The organism is Streptomyces sp. NPDC002265, from assembly GCF_040296125.1.
Taxonomy (GTDB): Bacteria; Actinomycetota; Actinomycetes; order Streptomycetales; family Streptomycetaceae; genus Streptomyces.
The window spans coordinates 1-16,479 of record NZ_JBEOWS010000221.1; the positions used below are offsets into that span (position 1 = coordinate 1).

The 16,479-nt window shown below is 72.5% G+C and carries 14 protein-coding genes; 5 read left to right on the forward strand and 9 right to left on the reverse strand.

Annotated features, from left to right (window positions below; translation table 11 throughout):
* Positions 1-7: 7 nt before the first annotated feature.
* From ABT085_RS30740 to deoC, 3 genes are read right to left on the reverse strand one after another with little or no spacing between them, the layout of a single operon-like run.
* Positions 8-916, reverse strand: a complete 909-nt coding sequence (locus ABT085_RS30740; RefSeq protein WP_351615088.1) for an aldehyde dehydrogenase family protein — start codon at positions 914-916, stop codon at positions 8-10.
* Positions 909-2,345, reverse strand: coding sequence for an aldehyde dehydrogenase family protein (locus ABT085_RS30745; RefSeq protein ID WP_351615091.1), 1,437 nt, complete (start codon positions 2,343-2,345; stop codon positions 909-911). The genes ABT085_RS30740 and ABT085_RS30745 overlap by 8 nt, the downstream gene beginning before the upstream one ends.
* Before the next feature lie 5 nt (positions 2,346-2,350).
* Positions 2,351-3,304, reverse strand: a complete 954-nt coding sequence (gene deoC, locus ABT085_RS30750) for a deoxyribose-phosphate aldolase (protein WP_351615093.1) — start codon at positions 3,302-3,304, stop codon at positions 2,351-2,353.
* A 162-nt stretch (positions 3,305-3,466) separates the two neighbouring features.
* Between deoC and ABT085_RS30755 the strand changes: the two genes are divergently transcribed.
* Both ABT085_RS30755 and ABT085_RS30760 read left to right on the forward strand, forming a co-directional pair.
* Positions 3,467-4,171: a PH domain-containing protein gene (locus tag ABT085_RS30755; protein ID WP_351615096.1), complete on the forward strand. Its 705-nt coding sequence runs from the start codon at positions 3,467-3,469 to the stop codon at positions 4,169-4,171.
* Between the two features lie 141 nt (positions 4,172-4,312).
* Positions 4,313-5,992, forward strand: a complete 1,680-nt coding sequence (locus ABT085_RS30760; protein ID WP_351615099.1) for an amino acid adenylation domain-containing protein — start codon at positions 4,313-4,315, stop codon at positions 5,990-5,992.
* A gap of 360 nt (positions 5,993-6,352) precedes the next feature.
* On the opposite strand, the gene ABT085_RS30765 is transcribed toward ABT085_RS30760, so the two are convergent.
* From ABT085_RS30765 to ABT085_RS30775, 3 genes are all read right to left on the reverse strand, one after another.
* Positions 6,353-7,984 (reverse strand): phospho-sugar mutase, encoded by a 1,632-nt coding sequence (locus ABT085_RS30765; RefSeq protein ID WP_351615102.1) that lies wholly within the window; start codon positions 7,982-7,984, stop codon positions 6,353-6,355.
* 508 nt (positions 7,985-8,492) lie between these two features.
* The gene (locus ABT085_RS30770) at positions 8,493-9,317 is read right to left on the reverse strand and encodes a purine-nucleoside phosphorylase (protein WP_351615105.1); all 825 of its coding nucleotides are present in this window, start codon (positions 9,315-9,317) and stop codon (positions 8,493-8,495) included.
* Positions 9,318-9,446: 129 nt separating this feature from the next.
* Complete coding sequence (locus ABT085_RS30775; protein WP_351615108.1) at positions 9,447-9,884, reverse strand: gamma-glutamylcyclotransferase family protein; 438 nt, start codon at positions 9,882-9,884, stop codon at positions 9,447-9,449.
* 106 nt (positions 9,885-9,990) lie between these two features.
* On the opposite strand from ABT085_RS30775, the gene ABT085_RS30780 reads away from it, so the two are divergent.
* Together ABT085_RS30780 and ABT085_RS30785 are read left to right on the forward strand one after the other, a co-directional pair.
* Positions 9,991-11,439, forward strand: coding sequence for an NAD(P)H-quinone dehydrogenase (locus tag ABT085_RS30780; protein ID WP_351615116.1), 1,449 nt, complete (start codon positions 9,991-9,993; stop codon positions 11,437-11,439).
* 166 nt (positions 11,440-11,605) lie between these two features.
* The gene (locus ABT085_RS30785; RefSeq protein WP_351615120.1) at positions 11,606-12,565 is read left to right on the forward strand and encodes a DeoR/GlpR family DNA-binding transcription regulator; all 960 of its coding nucleotides are present in this window, start codon (positions 11,606-11,608) and stop codon (positions 12,563-12,565) included.
* Between the two features lie 138 nt (positions 12,566-12,703).
* On the opposite strand, the gene ABT085_RS30790 is transcribed toward ABT085_RS30785, so the two are convergent.
* The gene (locus ABT085_RS30790; protein WP_351615122.1) at positions 12,704-14,476 is read right to left on the reverse strand and encodes an acetyl/propionyl/methylcrotonyl-CoA carboxylase subunit alpha; all 1,773 of its coding nucleotides are present in this window, start codon (positions 14,474-14,476) and stop codon (positions 12,704-12,706) included.
* A gap of 390 nt (positions 14,477-14,866) precedes the next feature.
* Here ABT085_RS30790 and ABT085_RS46780 point away from each other — a divergent pair, with 390 nt between their 5' ends.
* Positions 14,867-15,559 (forward strand): hypothetical protein, encoded by a 693-nt coding sequence (locus tag ABT085_RS46780; RefSeq protein ID WP_502982836.1) that lies wholly within the window; start codon positions 14,867-14,869, stop codon positions 15,557-15,559.
* On the opposite strand, the gene ABT085_RS30800 is transcribed toward ABT085_RS46780, so the two are convergent.
* Together ABT085_RS30800 and mmpB are read right to left on the reverse strand one after the other, a co-directional pair.
* The gene (locus ABT085_RS30800; protein WP_351615125.1) at positions 15,560-16,180 is read right to left on the reverse strand and encodes a Maf family protein; all 621 of its coding nucleotides are present in this window, start codon (positions 16,178-16,180) and stop codon (positions 15,560-15,562) included.
* A 31-nt stretch (positions 16,181-16,211) separates the two neighbouring features.
* Positions 16,212-16,340 carry a morphogenic membrane protein MmpB gene (mmpB, locus tag ABT085_RS30805; RefSeq protein ID WP_351615127.1) on the reverse strand — a complete coding sequence of 43 codons (129 nt, stop codon included), beginning with the start codon at positions 16,338-16,340 and terminating at the stop codon, positions 16,212-16,214.
* Positions 16,341-16,479 lie beyond the last annotated feature (139 nt).

Here is a 16,479-nt window from a genome sequence, read left to right on the forward strand (position 1 = left end):
GCTCGGGTCAGTAGGCGGACCCGGACGCGCCCAGCGAGCCCGTCGGGTGCCAGACCGTCTTGGTCTCCAGGAAGGCCGTCATGCGCTCGGTGCCGGGCGTCGCGGAATAATCCACAGGCTGTGGACGAAGAACGCGCTTCAGGTTGTCCGCCGCCGCGATCTCCAGCTCCTTCGCCAGTACGCCGTCCGCGCCCGCGAGGTCGATGGCGTTGACGTCCTGGTGCGCCGCGAGGGACGGCGCGATCTCCGCCGCACGGCCCGAGAGGATGTTGACCACACCGCCGGGAAGGTCGGAGGTGGCCAGGACCTCGCCCAGCGACAGCGCCGGGAGCGGGGACTTCCCGGAGGCGATCACGACGGCCGTGTTGCCGGTCGCGACGACCGGGGCGACCACCGAGACCAGGCCCAGGAAGGACGACTCCTGGGGTGCCAGGACGGCCACCACGCCCGTCGGCTCGGGCGAGGAGAGGTTGAAGAACGGCCCCGCCACCGGGTTGCCGCCGCCGACCACCTGGGCGATCTTGTCGGTCCAGCCCGCGTACCAGACCCAGCGGTCGATCGCCGCGTCGACGACCGCGGCCGCCCGCGCCTTCGACAGGCCCTCCGCCTCGGCGACCTCGCGCACGAACTGCTCGCGGCGGCCCTCCAGCATCTCCGCGATGCGGTAGAGGATCTGACCGCGGTTGTACGCCGTCGCGCCCGCCCAGCCGCCGAAGGCCTTGCGGGCGGCGACCACCGCGTCACGGGCGTCCTTGCGGGACGACTGCGGGGCGTTGGCCAGCCAGTTGCCCTTGGAGTCCGTCACCTCGTACACCCGGCCGCTCTCGGAACGCGGGAACTTCCCGCCGACGTACAGCTTGTAGGTCTTGAAGACGCTCAGCCGCTGCTGCTCGGTCTTCTCGGTCTTCTCAGACATCGAGGTACGCCTCCAGGCCGTGACGACCGCCCTCGCGGCCGAAGCCCGACTCCTTGTAGCCGCCGAAGGGCGAGGTCGGGTCGAACTTGTTGAACGTGTTGGACCAGACGACACCGGCGCGCAGCTTGTTCGCGACCGCGAGGATCCGCGAGCCCTTCTCCGTCCAGATGCCGGCGGAGAGGCCGTACGGTGTGTTGTTGGCCTTGGCCACGGCCTCGTCGGGGGTGCGGAAGGTGAGGACCGACAGCACCGGGCCGAAGATCTCGTCGCGGGCGATGGTGTGCGCCTGGGTGACGTTCGTGAAGAGCGTCGGCGCGAACCAGTAGCCGGCGGCGGGCAGTTCGCAGGCGGGCGACCAGCGCTCGGCGCCCTGTGCCTCGCCCTGCTCGACGAGCGAGGTGATACGGGCCAGCTGCTCGGCGGAGTTGATCGCGCCGATGTCCGTGTTCTTGTCCAGCGGGTCGCCCAGGCGCAGCGTCGACAGCCGGCGCTTGAGGGAGTCCAGCAGCTCGTCCTGGATCGACTCCTGGACCAGCAGCCGGCTGCCCGCGCAGCAGACCTGGCCCTGGTTGAAGAAGATGCCGTTGACGATGCCCTCGACGGCCTCGTCGATCGGGGCGTCGTCGAAGACGATGTTGGCGCCCTTGCCGCCCAGTTCGAGGGTGAGCTTCTTGCGGCTGCCGGCGACCGTGCGGGCGATCTCCTTGCCCACGGCGGTCGAGCCGGTGAAGGCGACCTTGTTCACGTCCGGGTGCGCGACCAGCGCGGCACCCGCGTCGCCGTACCCCGGAAGGATGTTGACGACGCCCTTGGGCAGGCCCGCCTGGCGGCAGATGTCCGCGAAGAACAGGGCGGACAGCGGGGTGGTCTCGGCGGGCTTGAGGACGACCGTGTTGCCGGTCGCCAGCGCCGGGGCGATCTTCCACGCCAGCATCAGCAGCGGGAAGTTCCACGGGATGACCTGGCCCGCGACACCGAGCGGACGCGGGTTCGCGCCGAACCCGGCGTGGTCCAGCTTGTCGGCCCAGCCCGCGTAGTAGAAGAAGTGCGCGGCGACCAGCGGGAGGTCGGCGTCGCGGGTCTCCTTGATGGGCTTTCCGTTGTCCAGCGTCTCCAGGACCGCCAGCTCGCGGCTGCGCTCCTGGATGATGCGGGCGATCCGGAACAGGTACTTGGCGCGCTCGGCGCCGGGCAGCGCCGACCACTTCGGGAAGGCCTTGCGGGCGGCCCGCACCGCGCGGTCGACGTCCTCGGCGCCGGCCTGCGCCACCTCGGAGAGGACCTCCTCGGTGGACGGGCTGACCGTCTTGAAGACCTTGCCGTCGGCCGCCTCGGTGAACTCGCCGTCGATGAACAGGCCGTACGAGGGGGCGATGTCGACGACCGAGCGGGACTCGGGGGCCGGTGCGTACTCGAATGCGGATGCCATGGTGATCAGTCCACCGTCACGTAGTCGGGGCCGGAGTAGCGGCCGGTGGCCAGCTTCTGACGCTGCATCAGCAGGTCGTTCAGCAGCGAGGAGGCGCCGAAGCGGAACCAGTGGTTGTCCAGCCAGTCCGCGCCGACGGTCTCGTTGACCAGGACCAGGAACTTGATCGCGTCCTTGCTGGTGCGGATGCCGCCGGCCGGCTTCACACCGACCTGGACGCCGGTCTGGGCGCGGAAGTCGCGCACCGCCTCCAGCATCAGCAGGGTGTTCGCGGGGGTCGCGTTGACGGCGACCTTGCCGGTCGAGGTCTTGATGAAGTCGGCCCCGGCGAGCATGCCGAGCCAACTGGCACGGCGGATGTTGTCGTACGTCGACAGCTCGCCGGTCTCGAAGATGACCTTGAGGCGGGCGCTCGTCCCGCAGGCCTCCTTCACGGCGGTGATCTCGTCGTACACCTTCATGTAGTCGCCCGCGAGGAACGCCCCGCGGTCGATGACCATGTCGATCTCGTCGGCGCCCGCGGCGACGGCGTCGGCCACGTCGGCCAGCTTCACGCCGAGGGCGGCACGGCCCGCCGGGAAGGCGGTGGCGACCGAGGCGACCTTCACGCCCGAGCCGGCCACGGCCGCCTTCGCGGCGGCCACCATGTCGGGGTAGACGCAGACGGCCGCGGTCGAGGGCGTCGTGGCGTCGGTCGGGTCGGGATGGACCGCCTTGGCGCCGAGCGCCCGGACCTTGCCGGGGGTGTCCGCGCCTTCCAGCGTCGTCAGGTCGACCATCGAGATGGCGAGGTCGATGGCGTACGCCTTCGCGGTGGTCTTGATGGAACGGGTGCCGAGCGAGGCGGCGCGCGCCTCCAGGCCGACCGCGTCGACGCCGGGCAGTCCGTGGAGGAAGCGGCGCAGCGTGCTGTCGGACGCGGTGACGTCAGCGAGGGCAGCGGGTGCAGAGGTGGGCATGGTCACCAGACGAGCATATCTACGCGCGTAGCGGCTGTACACCCCCGGAACGTCCTCCCGGGGCGCCCGGCCCCTCGTGGGGCGGCCGGGACGCACGAGGTGTGACGCATCCCGCGGTACCGCGGAGGAGAGTCTTCCCGGACGTCGTGCAGAATCGGGACCATGACGACCCCGGAGCACCAGTCACCAGCGCCGCAGCCCTCGGCACCCGAGTCCAGGGACCGTGTCTACCGGTCGGCCTCGGGCCTGGCCGGCGGCGTGCTGCTGCTCGGGCTCGGCGGCTGGCTCGGCCTCGACGCAATTTTCACCGGGCACGGCAGCACGCCGTGGCTGGCGCTCGCCGCGATGATCCTCTTCGTACCGCTGGTGGTGGCCTTCACCCTGCGGCCCGCCGTCTTCGCAAACGACGACCGGATGCGCGTCCGCAATCCCTTCCGTGCCGTCGTGGTGCCCTGGGGCCAGGTCGCCTCGCTGCGCTCCGGTTACTCCAACGAGGTGATCACCGACGCCGGGGCCAAGTACCAGCTCTGGGCGGTGCCCGTGTCGCTGCGCGCACGCAAGCGGGCGCTGCGGACGCAGGCGCGGGTGGAGTCCGGCGGACGCCGGGGCGGGCTGTTCGGCGGCGGCGTGGCGGGCGGTCTGGGCGGCATGGACGCCACGGGCGGTGCGGCGCACGGCCCGGCGGCCGACCTCGGGCCGGCCCGCGCCGAGACCGACAAGATCATGGACGAGCTGCGCGAACTGCTGAAGGCGCGGGAGAAGGCCGCGGGCTCGCAGGGCGAGGTGACCGCGCGCTGGGCGTACGAGATCATCGTGCCGCTGCTGACCGGCGCGGTGCTGCTGGCGGTGCTGCTCGCGGTCACGTGAGCGGCTGACGCCCCGCGCCCGCCCCACTCCGCTCCCCCCACGCACCCGCCCCGCCTCGGTCGCGGCCGCCGTTCCCCCACCCGGAGACGAAGCCGAGAGCTGTCGTACGAGCACCCCCGTGGTCCGAGTCTCTGGGAAACGATGAACACCGACGTCCGGCGGACCCTGCCCGCCACCGCGATACCCGACGGCTGCCTGCCCTGGAGCACGGAACAAGCCCGCCGCTGGACGCGGGAACTGCCGCCGGCCTGGATACCGGTGCGCTGGGCCGGGCTGTCGGTCTACCAGCTGGTGTGGCTGACGGGTGTGCTGGCCGCTCTGGGCCTGATCTGGGCCGGTGTGCCGCCCTACCTCGCGGCGCCTGCCGCCCTCCACCTCGTCTGGCTGCCGCTGCGGCCCGAGATCGTACGGGTGTCCGCGCCGGTCCTGGCCCTCGTGACCGTCGCCGTGCGTCCCGAGCCGGTGATTCCCGTGCTGGCCGGTGCGTTCCTGCTGACCGCGGTGTCCCTGACCGTCTCCGAGCCGAGGCTGCGGGCCCGGCAGCGGCAGCGGGAGGCGGCGGTGGCCGCCGCCGGCGGGGTGACCGCGCCCCTGCCGGACACGGAACGGAGCCTCGGGCGCGGCCGGCTGCTGTCCGGGCTCGGGATCGTCCTGATCCTGGCGGGGCTGGCGGGTTCGGCGCTGCCCGGGGCCACCGGGCTGTGGGAGGCGGAGCTGGACCGCCAGGGGGTGACCACCACGGGGTTCTTCGTGTCCGGGCTCGGCCTCACCGCTCTGCTCTCCGGGGTGCTGGGCCGGCGGCGGGCCGTCTCGCTGCGCACCGCGCCCGCGCCCGTCCTGCGCGTGCTGGTGCGCGAGGACCGGCGCGTCGACGCGGAGGTCTACGCGGCGGACGACGTGGCGGGCCTGCGACCGCTGTTCACCGTCGCCACGGTCCTGCTGGACGTCGAGGAGGACGGTGGCACGGACGACGGCGAGGCCGAGCTGGACGACTTTTTCGAACAGCTCGACGACGACAAGCGGCGGCCCGAGCCGCTGCGCGAGGCCGTCCTGTACGGGGCGCCCTACGACGGTGCCGAGGTCGTGCTCGTCAGCGCCGCGCGTAAGCCGGGCGACCCGCCGGTGGCGGAACGGTCGACCGGGCCCGTACGACCGGTGTCCGAGGCCGGAGTGCGGTGGCGGCTCCGGGTGGCGAGGCGGCAGGCCGCCTGGACCGCCGCGGACGACGAGCGGCACCGCGGCCTGGTGGCGGCCGCCCGCCTGACGAAGACGGCGCCGGTACGGAGCTGGCGTGCGGGCGTGCTGGACCGGCTGTCCGGGTGCCTGATGGTGCTCGCGGGCGTCCTGCTGTGCCTGGCGGAGTTCACCGACCGCGACAACGAGCTCTGGCAGCAGATCCTCTGCGCCCTCTTCGGCCTGTACGGCGCGTTCCGCATCCCCGTGAAGCTGCGCTGGCGTATCACCGCCGACCGCACCGGGCTCTGGCTGAACGGTCTGCGCGGGACCACCCACATCCCCTGGGACGACGTCCGCTCGGCCCGCCGGGAGGCCTTCGAGCTCAAGCTGCGCCGGCGCGGCGGCGAGTCCTGGACGGTCTCGTCGTTCAGCTGGGCCTGGTACCAGCGCAGGCGCGGTCTGACGCACCCGTACGACGCCCCGGCCGCCGAGATCTCCGCCATGCAGGCCGATCCCGCCCTGCGTCCCACCGGGGACAGCGAGGAGCGGGAGCGGGGGCGCCCGCTGTGGCCGCTGGCCGTGCCGTTCGTCGTGCTGTGGGTGACGGCCGTGGTGGTCAGTCTGGTGTGGCTCCAGGGCTGGTGAGCGGCCGGTGAGCGCCCGAGTCTCCGACCAGTGCGCCTGCTTCCCCGCCGAACGGGGCACCCTGGGCGCCATCGTCGGACACGGCCCCACGGGCGCGATGTCCGACAGCCCGCAGGACCCGCGCACCACGGACCTGCGTCAACGGCCGCTTCGGCCGAGCCCGCCAGCCGGCCGAGCCGCCGCGTGCCGGTCGGCGGGACCCCGGACAGCGGGCCGGGCACGGGGTCCGGACCCGCCGTCGCGGATCCGGACCCCGTGCCCGGCCCATGTGCGGTGTCCCGCCGGATGAATCACGGCGCTCCCGGCCACCGCAGAGCCCCTGCCACAGAGCCCTTGCCGCACAGCCCCTGGAGGACCGGGTCAGATCCCGGCGGCCGCCGACAGGTCGCGCTTGATCGCCGCCAGCAGTTCGGCGGCCCGGGCGCGGCCCGCCGGGAGGCCGGCGTGGCCGTCCACGGGGACGACGACCTCCAGGTAGCACTTCAGTTTGGGCTCGGTGCCGCTGGGCCGGACGATGACGCGTGCGCCGTCGAGGGTGTAGCGCAGACCGTCCGTGGGCGGGAGCCGGTCGGTGCCCCGGGTGAGGTCCTCCGCCGCGGTCACCGCCAGCCCGGCGAGTTCGGCCGGCGGCCGCTCACGCAGCCGGCCCATCGCGTCGGCGATGACCGAGAGGTCCTCCACCCGCACCGAGAGCTGGTCGGTGGCGTGCAGCCCGTGCTCGACGGCGAGGTCGTCGAGCAGGTCGAGCACGGTGCGGCCCTGCTCCTTGAGCTCGGAGGCCAGCTCCGTGACGAGGAGCGCGGCGGTGATGCCGTCCTTGTCGCGGACGCCCTCGGGGTCGACGCAGTAGCCGAGGGCCTCCTCGTAGCCGTAGCGCAGGCCGTCCACGCGGGCGATCCACTTGAAGCCGGTGAGGGTCTCCTCGTACGGCAGACCCGCCTTCCCCGCGATCCGGCCGAGGAGCGAGGAGGAGACGATGGACTCGGCGAAGGTGCCGGTGACCCCGCGCCGCACCAGGTGGGCGGCGAGCAGCGAGCCGACCTCGTCGCCGCGCAGCATCCGCCAGGCGCCGTCCTCCTCGACGGCGACGGCGCAGCGGTCGGCGTCGGGGTCGTTGGCGATGATCAGGTCGGGGGCGGTCTCGCGGGCCTGCGCGAAGGCCAGGTCCATCGCGCCGGGCTCTTCCGGGTTGGGGAAGGCGACGGTCGGGAAGTCCGGGTCGGGCTCGGCCTGCTCGGCGACCAGGACCGGGGCCGGGAAGCCCGCGCGGGCGAAGGCCGCGAGCAGGACGTCCTTGCCGACGCCGTGCATCGCCGTGTAGACGGTGCGGGCGGTGCGCGGGGAGCCGGGGGACAGGACGGCGTCCGTACGGGCCAGGTAGGCCTTCAGGACGCTCTCGTCGAGGGTCTCCCAGCCCTGGTCCGGGCGGGGGACGTCGGCGAGCGCCTCGATCGCGTCGATCTCGGCGGCGATCCGCGCGTCGGCCGGCGGGACGATCTGGGAGCCGTCGCCGAGGTAGACCTTGTAGCCGTTGTCGCGGGGCGGGTTGTGGCTGGCCGTCACCTCGACGCCGGCCACCGCGCCGAGGTGCCTTATGGCGAAGGCGAGGACGGGCGTGGGCAGCGGGCGCGGCAGCACGGCGGCGCGCAGGCCCGCGCCGGTCATCACGGCCGCGGTGTCGCGGGCGAAGTCGGCGGACTTGTGGCGGGCGTCGTAGCCGATCACCACGAGGCCGCCGGAGCCGCCGTTCTTGTTCAGGTACGCGGCGAGACCGGCCGCGGCGCGGATGACGACCGAGCGGTTCATGCGCATCGGGCCGGCGCCCAGTTCGCCGCGCAGGCCCGCGGTGCCGAACTGGAGGGTGCCGCCGAAGCGTGCGGCGAGCTCGGCGTGGTCTCCCGCGTCGATGAGCTTGGCGAGTTCCGCGCGGGTGTCCGCGTCGGGGTCCTCGGCCAGCCATGACGTGGCCCGTGCGATGAGATCGTCTTGCACGTTCGGTCCAACCTCTCGTTCGTGTGCCGCGCTGCGTGCGTGCGTGCGTGCGGTGCGTGCGGTGCGTGCGGTGGTGCGCGCCCGCGGGTGGTGCGCAGGGGCGGTGCGTACGGCGGTGTACGGGCGGTGCGTGTGCGCGGGGCGCGTACCCGCGGGCGCCGGCGCCCCCGGAGCCGCCCGCCCCGGAGTCACGGCCGTCCCGCGGTCACGGCCGTCCCGCGGTCCACGACGGTTGCGCGGCCCACGACGGTTGCGTGGCCACGGTCGTCCCGCGCGCCCCGTGCGTCCGCCGTACGGATGCCTCCGCCGCCCGGGCCGGTCGCAGTCCGGGCGGCTCGCGCCTCCGGGCGGGTCGCGCCTCCGGGCGGTCGCGCGTCCGGTGCCGGTGGTGCCCCCGGGGTGTCAGGTGTCCCGTGGGCACCACCGGCCCCGTACGTCCCTCCCCGGAGGCTCTGCCCCCGGAGTCCGCTCCTCGAACCCCGCAGGGCGAGGGCGCGGCACCGGTCGCCTACAGGCGGTCCAGCACCTGTGCCAGCAGGGAGCCCATCCGGGTCGCGCTGTCGCGGCCGGCCTGGAGGACCTCCTCGTGGTTGAGGGGCTCGCCCGTCATGCCCGCCGCGAGGTTGGTGACCAGCGAGATGCCCAGCACCTCGGCACCCGCCTCACGGGCGGCGATCGCCTCCAGGACTGTCGACATGCCGACCAGGTCCGCGCCGATGACGCGGGCCATCCGGATCTCGGCCGGGGTCTCGTAGTGCGGGCCGGGGAACTGCGCGTAGACGCCCTCCTCCAGGCTGGGGTCGATCTCCTTGCACAGGGCGCGCAGGCGCGGCGAGTACAGGTCGGTCAGGTCCACGAAGTTCGCGCCGACGATCGGCGAGGTCGCCGTCAGGTTGAGGTGGTCGCTGATCAGGACCGGCTGCCCGGGGCGCATGCCCTCGCGCAGACCGCCGCAGCCGTTGGTCAGCACCACGGTCTTGCAGCCCGCGGCGACCGCGGTGCGCACGCCGTGCGCGACGGAGGCGACGCCGCGGCCCTCGTAGTAGTGGGTGCGGCCCAGGAAGACGAGCGCGCGCTTCTCGCCGATGCGGTACGAGCGGATCGTGCCGCCGTGGCCGGCGACCGCCGGCGGCGGGAACCCGGGCAGCTCGGTGACCTGGAGCTCGGCCTCGGGAGCGCCGAGGGCGTCCACGGCCGGTGCCCAGCCGGAGCCCATCACGAGGGCGACGTCGTGGGTCTCGGCGCCCGTCAGCTCGCGCAGGCGCGCGGCGGCGGCGTCGGCGGCCGCATAGGGGTCGCCCTGGATGTCGTCCGGAAGAAGAGATGCGTTCACGCGGACGAGGGTAGCCGGTCTGGGCCTACGCGCGTAGATGACAGTGCTCACGGGATGGCGATCGTTGTCTTGTCGTTTCCAACGAAACGCCGTACGGACCGATCCCACGAGGGCGGTCCGGGGCCGGGCTCAGCAGGGCCGCTTGCGCAGTTCCATCACGTAGTCGTGCGGCGCGCCCGCCGATTCCGCGGCGTCGGCGACCTCGCCCAGATAGCGGGCGGAGGGCAGTCCGCCCTCGTAGCCGTTGAGCACGTACGTCCACGCCGGCTCCTGACCGTCCAGGGTGTGCACACGGACCCGCAGACGACGGTAGATGCCGAGGCCGACGCCCTCCCAGCGGTCCAGCGACTCCTCGTCCATGGGGGCGATGTCGTACAGCGCGACGAAGACCTGCGCGCCGGGGTCCTCGACGACCGTGGCCAGCGCGCCGTCCCAGCCCAGCTGCTCGCCGCCGAACGTCAGCCGCCAGCCGTTCAGCCAGCCCGTCGCGCGCAGCGGCGAGTGCGGGGCGCGGCGGGACATCAGCCGCGCGTCGAGGTTGCCGGCGTACGCGGTGTAGAGCGACATGGGTCGAAGAGTACGGCAGCCGTCCCGCGTGTCACGCCCGTACCGGTCGAGTTCCCCGGGCCCCGGTCCGGCCCCGGGGCAATAGCACCTCGACGCGTGCGGGACAATGGAGTACGTGACTCGGATCGTGATCATCGGTGGTGGACCCGGCGGCTACGAAGCTGCGCTGGTGGCAGCGCAGCTCGGCGCGGAGGTGACCGTCGTCGACTGCGACGGTCTGGGCGGAGCGTCGGTGCTGACCGACTGCGTGCCGTCGAAGACGCTTATCGCCACGGCCGAGGTGATGACCACCTTCGACTCGTCGTACGAAGAGCTGGGCATCATCGTCGCCGACGACACCCCGCACGTGGAGCAGGCCGCCCGCGTCGTCGGCGTGGACCTGGGCAAGGTCAACCGACGGGTGAAGCGGCTCGCGCTCGCCCAGTCGCACGACATCACCGCCTCCGTGACCCGGGCCGGCGCGCGCGTCATGCGCGGGCGCGGCCGGCTGGAGGGCATGCAGGCCCTCGACGGCTCGCGCAAGGTCGTCGTGGCGGCCGCCGACGGCACCGAGGAGACCCTCGTCGCCGACGCCGTCCTCATCGCCACCGGCGGTCACCCGCGCGAGGTGCCGGACGCCCTGCCCGACGGCGAGCGCATCCTCAACTGGACCCAGGTGTACGACCTCGACGAACTCCCCGAGGAGCTCATCGTGGTCGGCTCGGGTGTCACCGGCGCCGAGTTCGCCGGTGCCTACCAGGCGCTCGGCTCCAAGGTGACCCTGGTGTCCTCCCGCGACCGCGTGCTGCCCGGCGAGGACCCGGACGCCGCCGCCGTCCTGGAGGACGTCTTCCGCCGCCGCGGCATGAACGTGATGGCCCGCTCCCGCGCCGAGTCCGCCAAGCGGGTCGGCGACCGCGTCGAGGTCACCCTCTCCGACGGCCGTGTCATCACCGGCTCGCACTGTCTGATGGCCGTCGGCGCCATCCCCAACAGCGCCGGGCTCGGTCTGGAGGAGGCGGGCGTCAGGCTGCGCGACTCCGGCCACATCTGGACCGACAAGGTCTCCCGCACCACGGCCCCCGGCGTGTACGCGGCCGGTGACGTGACCGGTGTCTTCGCCCTCGCCTCCGTCGCCGCGATGCAGGGCCGTATCGCCATGTACCACTTCCTCGGCGACGCGGTGGCCCCGCTCAACCTCAAGACGGTCTCCTCGAACGTCTTCACCGACCCCGAGATCGCCACCGTCGGCTACTCCCAGGCGGACGTCGACGCGGGCAAGATCGACGCCCGGGTGGTGAAGCTGCCGCTGCTGCGCAACCCGCGCGCCAAGATGCAGGGCATCCGGGACGGCTTCGTGAAGATCTTCTGCCGTCCGGGCACGGGCATCGTCGTGGGCGGTGTGGTCGTGGCACCGCGCGCCTCGGAACTGATCCACCCCATCTCGATCGCCGTCGACAACAATCTGACGGTCGAACAGATCGCGAACGCGTTCACCGTGTACCCCTCTCTTTCGGGGTCGATCGCGGAAGTGGCCCGGCAGCTGCACACCCGGAAGGCGACGGGCGAGAGCTGACGGCCGGAAGTGACTCCCCGCTGGTCACGGGGAGTTGTCGACCATTCGTGCGGCATAGTCGGCGCGACTAGGCCCTATACCACTTCGCCCTTCACTGTGCGAACAACTTCTGTTATTCGGCGCAAACAGCTGAAACCAGACGGTCGTTGGGGTTACTGTCAGTTTCGTGTTCGCTGCAGAACGTCGCCAATTGATCCTCGAAATGGTGCGAGCGAACGGGGCCGTGTCGCTCCGTGAGCTCGCCCGTGTCGTCCAGACCTCCGAAGTGACCGTACGGCGGGACGTGCGTGCACTGGAGGCAGAAGGACTCCTCGACCGCCGGCACGGCGGTGCGGTACTGCCGGGCGGGTTCACGCGGGAGTCCGGCTTTCCGCAGAAGTCTCATCTCGCGACCGCCGAGAAGACGGCCATCGCCGACCTCGCCGCCAACTTCGTCGAAGAGGGCGAGGCCATCGTGGTCGGGGCGGGAACCACCACCCAGGAGCTGGCCCGCCGGCTCGCCCGCGTACCCGGGCTGACCGTTGTCACCAACTCCCTCCTGGTCGCCCAGGCGCTGGCCCATGCCAACCGGGTGGAGGTGGTGATGACCGGCGGTACCCTGCGCGGTTCCAACTACGCCCTGGTGGGCAGCGGTGCCGAGCAGTCCCTCCAGGGGCTGCGGGTCTCGCGGGCCTTCCTCTCCGGCAGCGGTCTGACCGCCGAGCGCGGGCTGTCCACGTCCAACATGCTGTCGGCCTCAGTCGACCGGGCGCTGGTCCAGGCCGCCGCGGAGGTCGTCGTCCTCGCCGACCACACCAAACTCGGTACGGACACCATGTTCCAGACCGTGCCCACCGACCTGATCACCCGTCTGATCACCGACGAGCCGCCCGCCCACGACGACCGTGCGGGCACCGAACTCCAGGCCCTCGCCGACCAGGGGGTGCAGATCGCCGTGGCCGGGGCGGCGGGGAGCCCGGGGGGTGACGCCGTCCCGGCGCGCCAGCAGCGTCGGGACGTACCCCTCCCCGCCCCCCGTCGCGGCCAGGTCCCGGGCGTGGGCCCCGGCCTGCGGAGCGCCGCGGTCCTGAACGACCCGTCGCCGGGCGCGGAACGGGCACGCGTGGCGGACCTGCGCCGCCGCTGACCGCCGAAGCCCGCTCGACGGCGGGTGGCCGCGGACCCTTGGACACCTCTGCACGGTACGCGGGGAGACGAAACGCCCCGCGGACCGGCTGCTGCGGTCCACGGGGCGCTCGAAGGTACGCCGGTACAGGTGCCGGTGTCAGTCCTTGATCTCGCAGATGGCCGCACCGGAGGTGACGGAGGCGCCGACCTCGAAGTTCAGGCCCTTGACGGTGCCCGAGCGGTGGGCGTTGAGGGGCTGCTCCATCTTCATCGCCTCGAGGACGACGATCAGGTCGCCCTCCTTGACCTCCTGGCCCTCCTCGACGGCCACCTTGACGATGGTGCCCTGCATCGGGGAGGCGAGGGTGTCACCGGAGGCGACCGGGCCGGACTTCTTCGCGGCACGGCGCTTGGGCTTGGCGCCCGCGGCCAGACCGGTACGGGCCAGCGTCATGCCGAGGGAGGCCGGCAGGGACACCTCCAGCCGCTTGCCGCCCACCTCGACGACGACCGTCTCACGGGCGCTGTCGTCCTCGGCCTCGGCGTCGGCCGGGGCCGCGAACGGCTTGATCTCGTTGACGAACTCGGTCTCGATCCAGCGGGTGTGGACCGTGAACGGCGCGTCGGAGCCGGTCAGCTCGGGAGCGAACGCGGGGTCCTCGACGACCGCGCGGTGGAACGGGATCGCGGTGGCCATGCCCTCGACCTTGAACTCCGCCAGCGCACGGGCGGCCCGCTGAAGGGCCTGCTCGCGGGTGGCGCCGGTGACGATCAGCTTGGCCAGCAGGGAGTCCCAGGCCGGGCCGATGACGCTGCCGGACTCCACGCCCGCGTCCAGGCGCACGCCCGGTCCGCTCGGCGCGTCGAAGGCGGTGACGGTGCCGGGGGCGGGCAGGAAGCCGCGGCCCGGGTCCTCGCCGTTGATCCGGAACTCGAAGGAGTGTCCGCGCAGGGCGGGGTCGTCGTAGCCGAGGGCCTCGCCGTCCGCGATACGGAACATCTCGCGCACCAGGTCGATGCCGGCGACCTCCTCGGTCACCGGGTGCTCGACCTGCAGACGGGTGTTGACCTCCAGGAAGGAGATCGTGCCGTCCGCGCCGACCAGGAACTCCACGGTGCCCGCGCCGACGTAGCCGGCCTCCTTCAGGATCGCCTTCGAGGAGCTGTACAGCTCGGCGACCTGCGCCTCGGACAGGAACGGCGCCGGCGCCTCCTCGACCAGCTTCTGGTGGCGGCGCTGGAGCGAGCAGTCACGGGTGGAGACGACGACCACGTTGCCGTGGGTGTCGGCCAGGCACTGGGTCTCCACGTGCCGGGGCTTGTCGAGGTAGCGCTCGACGAAGCACTCACCGCGCCCGAAGGCCGCGACGGCCTCACGGACGGCGGAGTCGTACAGCTCCGGGACCTCTTCGAGGGTGCGGGCGACCTTCAGGCCGCGGCCGCCGCCGCCGAAGGCCGCCTTGATGGCGATCGGCAGGCCGTGCTCCTCGGCGAACGCGACGACCTCGTCGGCGCCGGAGACCGGGTCCGGGGTGCCGGCCACCAGCGGGGCACCGGCGCGCTGGGCGATGTGCCGGGCGGCGACCTTGTCACCCAGGTCGCGGATCGCCTGCGGGGGCGGGCCGATCCAGATCAGGCCCGCGTCCAGGACCGCCTGGGCGAACTCGGCGTTCTCCGAGAGGAAGCCGTAGCCGGGGTGGATGGCGTCCGCGCCGGACTCACGGGCGGCGTTCAGCACCTTGCCGATGTCCAGGTAGCTGGTCGCCGGGGTGTCACCGCCCAGGGCGAACGCCTCATCCGCGGCACGGACATGCAGAGCGTCCCGGTCCGGGTCGGCGTAGACGGCCACGCTCCCGATCCCGGCGTCCCGGCAGGCCCGGGCAACGCGAACAGCGATTTCGCCACGGTTGGCGATGAGCACTTTGCGCACGATTGAGGCTCCCTCCTTGAAACAAGCCGAGTTTAGGGACTGCCGACACGCCACTTCGACCCATCCCCAATGGTGAGCTTGCCCACACGGAGCGTGATGCGAGGCGCGCCCGACCCGCGAAATCCCTTGTCGCACCTCGGTACGCAGGACTCCTTGCGAAAACCCTAGCCCTCCGGTGTGGGCAAGGTCTCTGTGAGAGCGTGCTGCGGCCCACTCGGTTTCTTTGTGGAGTCCCTACGAATGGCCCAACGATTCTTTGCCCTCCCCCGAACCCTTGTCCCACGGTTTACCCGTTAGTAGCGTTCGCGATGTCCCAAACGTACTTGGGGTAACGGCAGATCTGCTCGAACGGCAGTCGAAAGTGGGTGGGGGCCGGTGCTGCGAAGACCGGTGGCTTGGTTGTTGGCGGTCGTGTTCCTCGTGGAGGCGGTCGGGATCGCGGCCCTCAACTGGTTCCTTGGGGTCGCCGCGGACCGCCAGAACATGAAGGTGGCGGGGCTGGACCTGGGGGCGATGGCGACCGCGACGAAGATCGGCGGGCTCGTCTTCGGGCTGTACTTCCTGTGTTGCGGCGTGGCCGCGCTACTGGTCGGCGTGCGCAACCGGCCGCCCGCCGTCCTCGGACGGATCCTGCTGATCAGCGCGGCGGTGGTGCACGGCCTGCTGGGTGCCGTCGCCTGGGGGCTGCTCGGCCGGAGCGCCTTCGCGTTCATGGTCGTCGTGCTCGCGCTGATCGTGCTGCTGCTGATGACGTACGACCGTCAGCAAGGGCCCGCGGCGGCCGTGTCCGGCACGGCCGGCGACTCCGGCCACCCGGCGGGCCCGGGCGCCCCCGAAGGCTCCGACGCCCCCGAAGGCCCTGACGCTACCGAGGGCTCCGGCGCCCCGGAGCACCCCCAGGAGCCGCAGGACGCCCCCAGGACCGACCTGAGCAAGCCCGACCTGAGCAAGCCCGACCTGAGCAAGCCCGACCTGAGCAAGCCCGACCTGAGCAAGCCCGACCTGAGCAAGGCCGGCCTCCGCGAGCCGGAGGAGCCTCGCGAGGCCCACGAGGCCCCGGAGGCCGTGTCCGGCGCGTCCTGATCAGCCCTCCCGGGGCGTCCACAACTCCGTGATGCCGACGCCCAGCTCGGCCAGCAGCCGTCGTACCAGGGGCAGGCTGATGCCGATCACGTTGCCGTGGTCGCCGTCGATGCCCTCGATGAACGGGGCCGAGCGGCCGTCGAGGGTGAACGCCCCCGCGACGTGCAGGGGTTCACCCGAGTCGACGTACGCGGCGATCTCCGCGTCGGTGGGCTCGCCGAAGCGGACCACGGTGGAGGCGACGCCCGACACGTACCGCTTGGCCGTCGTGTCCCAGACGCAGTGGCCGGTCTGGAGGGTGCCGGCCCGCCCGCGCATGGCCTTCCAGCGGGCGGTGGCCTCCTGGGCGTCGGCGGGCTTGCCGAGCGCCTGCCCGTCCAGGTCGAGCACCGAGTCGCAGCCGATCACCAGCGCGCCCTGGACCTCCGGGCGGGCCGCCACGACGGAGGCCTTGGCCTCGGCCAGGGCGAGGGCCAGCTCGGCGGGGGTGGGCGCGGTGACGGCGTCCTCGTCGACACCGCTCACCAGCACCTCGGGGGCGAGTCCGGCCTGCCGCAGCAGCCCGAGCCGGGCGGGGGACTGGGAGGCGAGGACGAGTCGACGGCGCGGCTGATCAGTCATGCGGCCAGCGTATCGGCGGCCCCGCCCGGACTCACCTCAGACCGATCAGGATCATCGCGAGGACCATGGCCAGCGCCATGAGAACGCCCAGCCGCCGCAACATGAGCTGCATCTCGCGCAGTTCCGGCGGCGGCTCGTTCTCGGGGTCGGACCACAGCATGTGTACGAGCGTGCGGCGCCGCGGCGCGGGGCGCCTGAGTACGCGTACTCAACTTGTCCGTGACCCGCTGTGAAGACGGCGGCCACCACCGGAAGCCGGTGGTGGCCGATGCCGTGCCGTCGGAAACCCGCGCGGCGGA

Bases quoted from the DNA above. Each gene is read 5' to 3' on its own strand.
- ABT085_RS30740 (WP_351615088.1), bottom strand. From the start codon at position 916: ATGTCTGAGAAGACCGAGAAGACCGAGCAGCAGCGGCTGAGCGTCTTC.
- ABT085_RS30745 (WP_351615091.1), bottom strand. From the start codon at position 2,345: ATGGCATCCGCATTCGAGTACGCACCGGCCCCCGAGTCCCGCTCGGTC.
- deoC (WP_351615093.1), bottom strand. From the start codon at position 3,304: ATGCCCACCTCTGCACCCGCTGCCCTCGCTGACGTCACCGCGTCCGAC.
- ABT085_RS30755 (WP_351615096.1), top strand. From the start codon at position 3,467: ATGACGACCCCGGAGCACCAGTCACCAGCGCCGCAGCCCTCGGCACCC.
- ABT085_RS30760 (WP_351615099.1), top strand. From the start codon at position 4,313: ATGAACACCGACGTCCGGCGGACCCTGCCCGCCACCGCGATACCCGAC.
- ABT085_RS30775 (WP_351615108.1), bottom strand. From the start codon at position 9,884: ATGTCGCTCTACACCGCGTACGCCGGCAACCTCGACGCGCGGCTGATG.
- ABT085_RS30780 (WP_351615116.1), top strand. From the start codon at position 9,991: ATGGAGTACGTGACTCGGATCGTGATCATCGGTGGTGGACCCGGCGGC.
- ABT085_RS30800 (WP_351615125.1), bottom strand. From the start codon at position 16,180: ATGACTGATCAGCCGCGCCGTCGACTCGTCCTCGCCTCCCAGTCCCCC.
- mmpB (WP_351615127.1), bottom strand. From the start codon at position 16,340: ATGCTGTGGTCCGACCCCGAGAACGAGCCGCCGCCGGAACTGCGCGAG.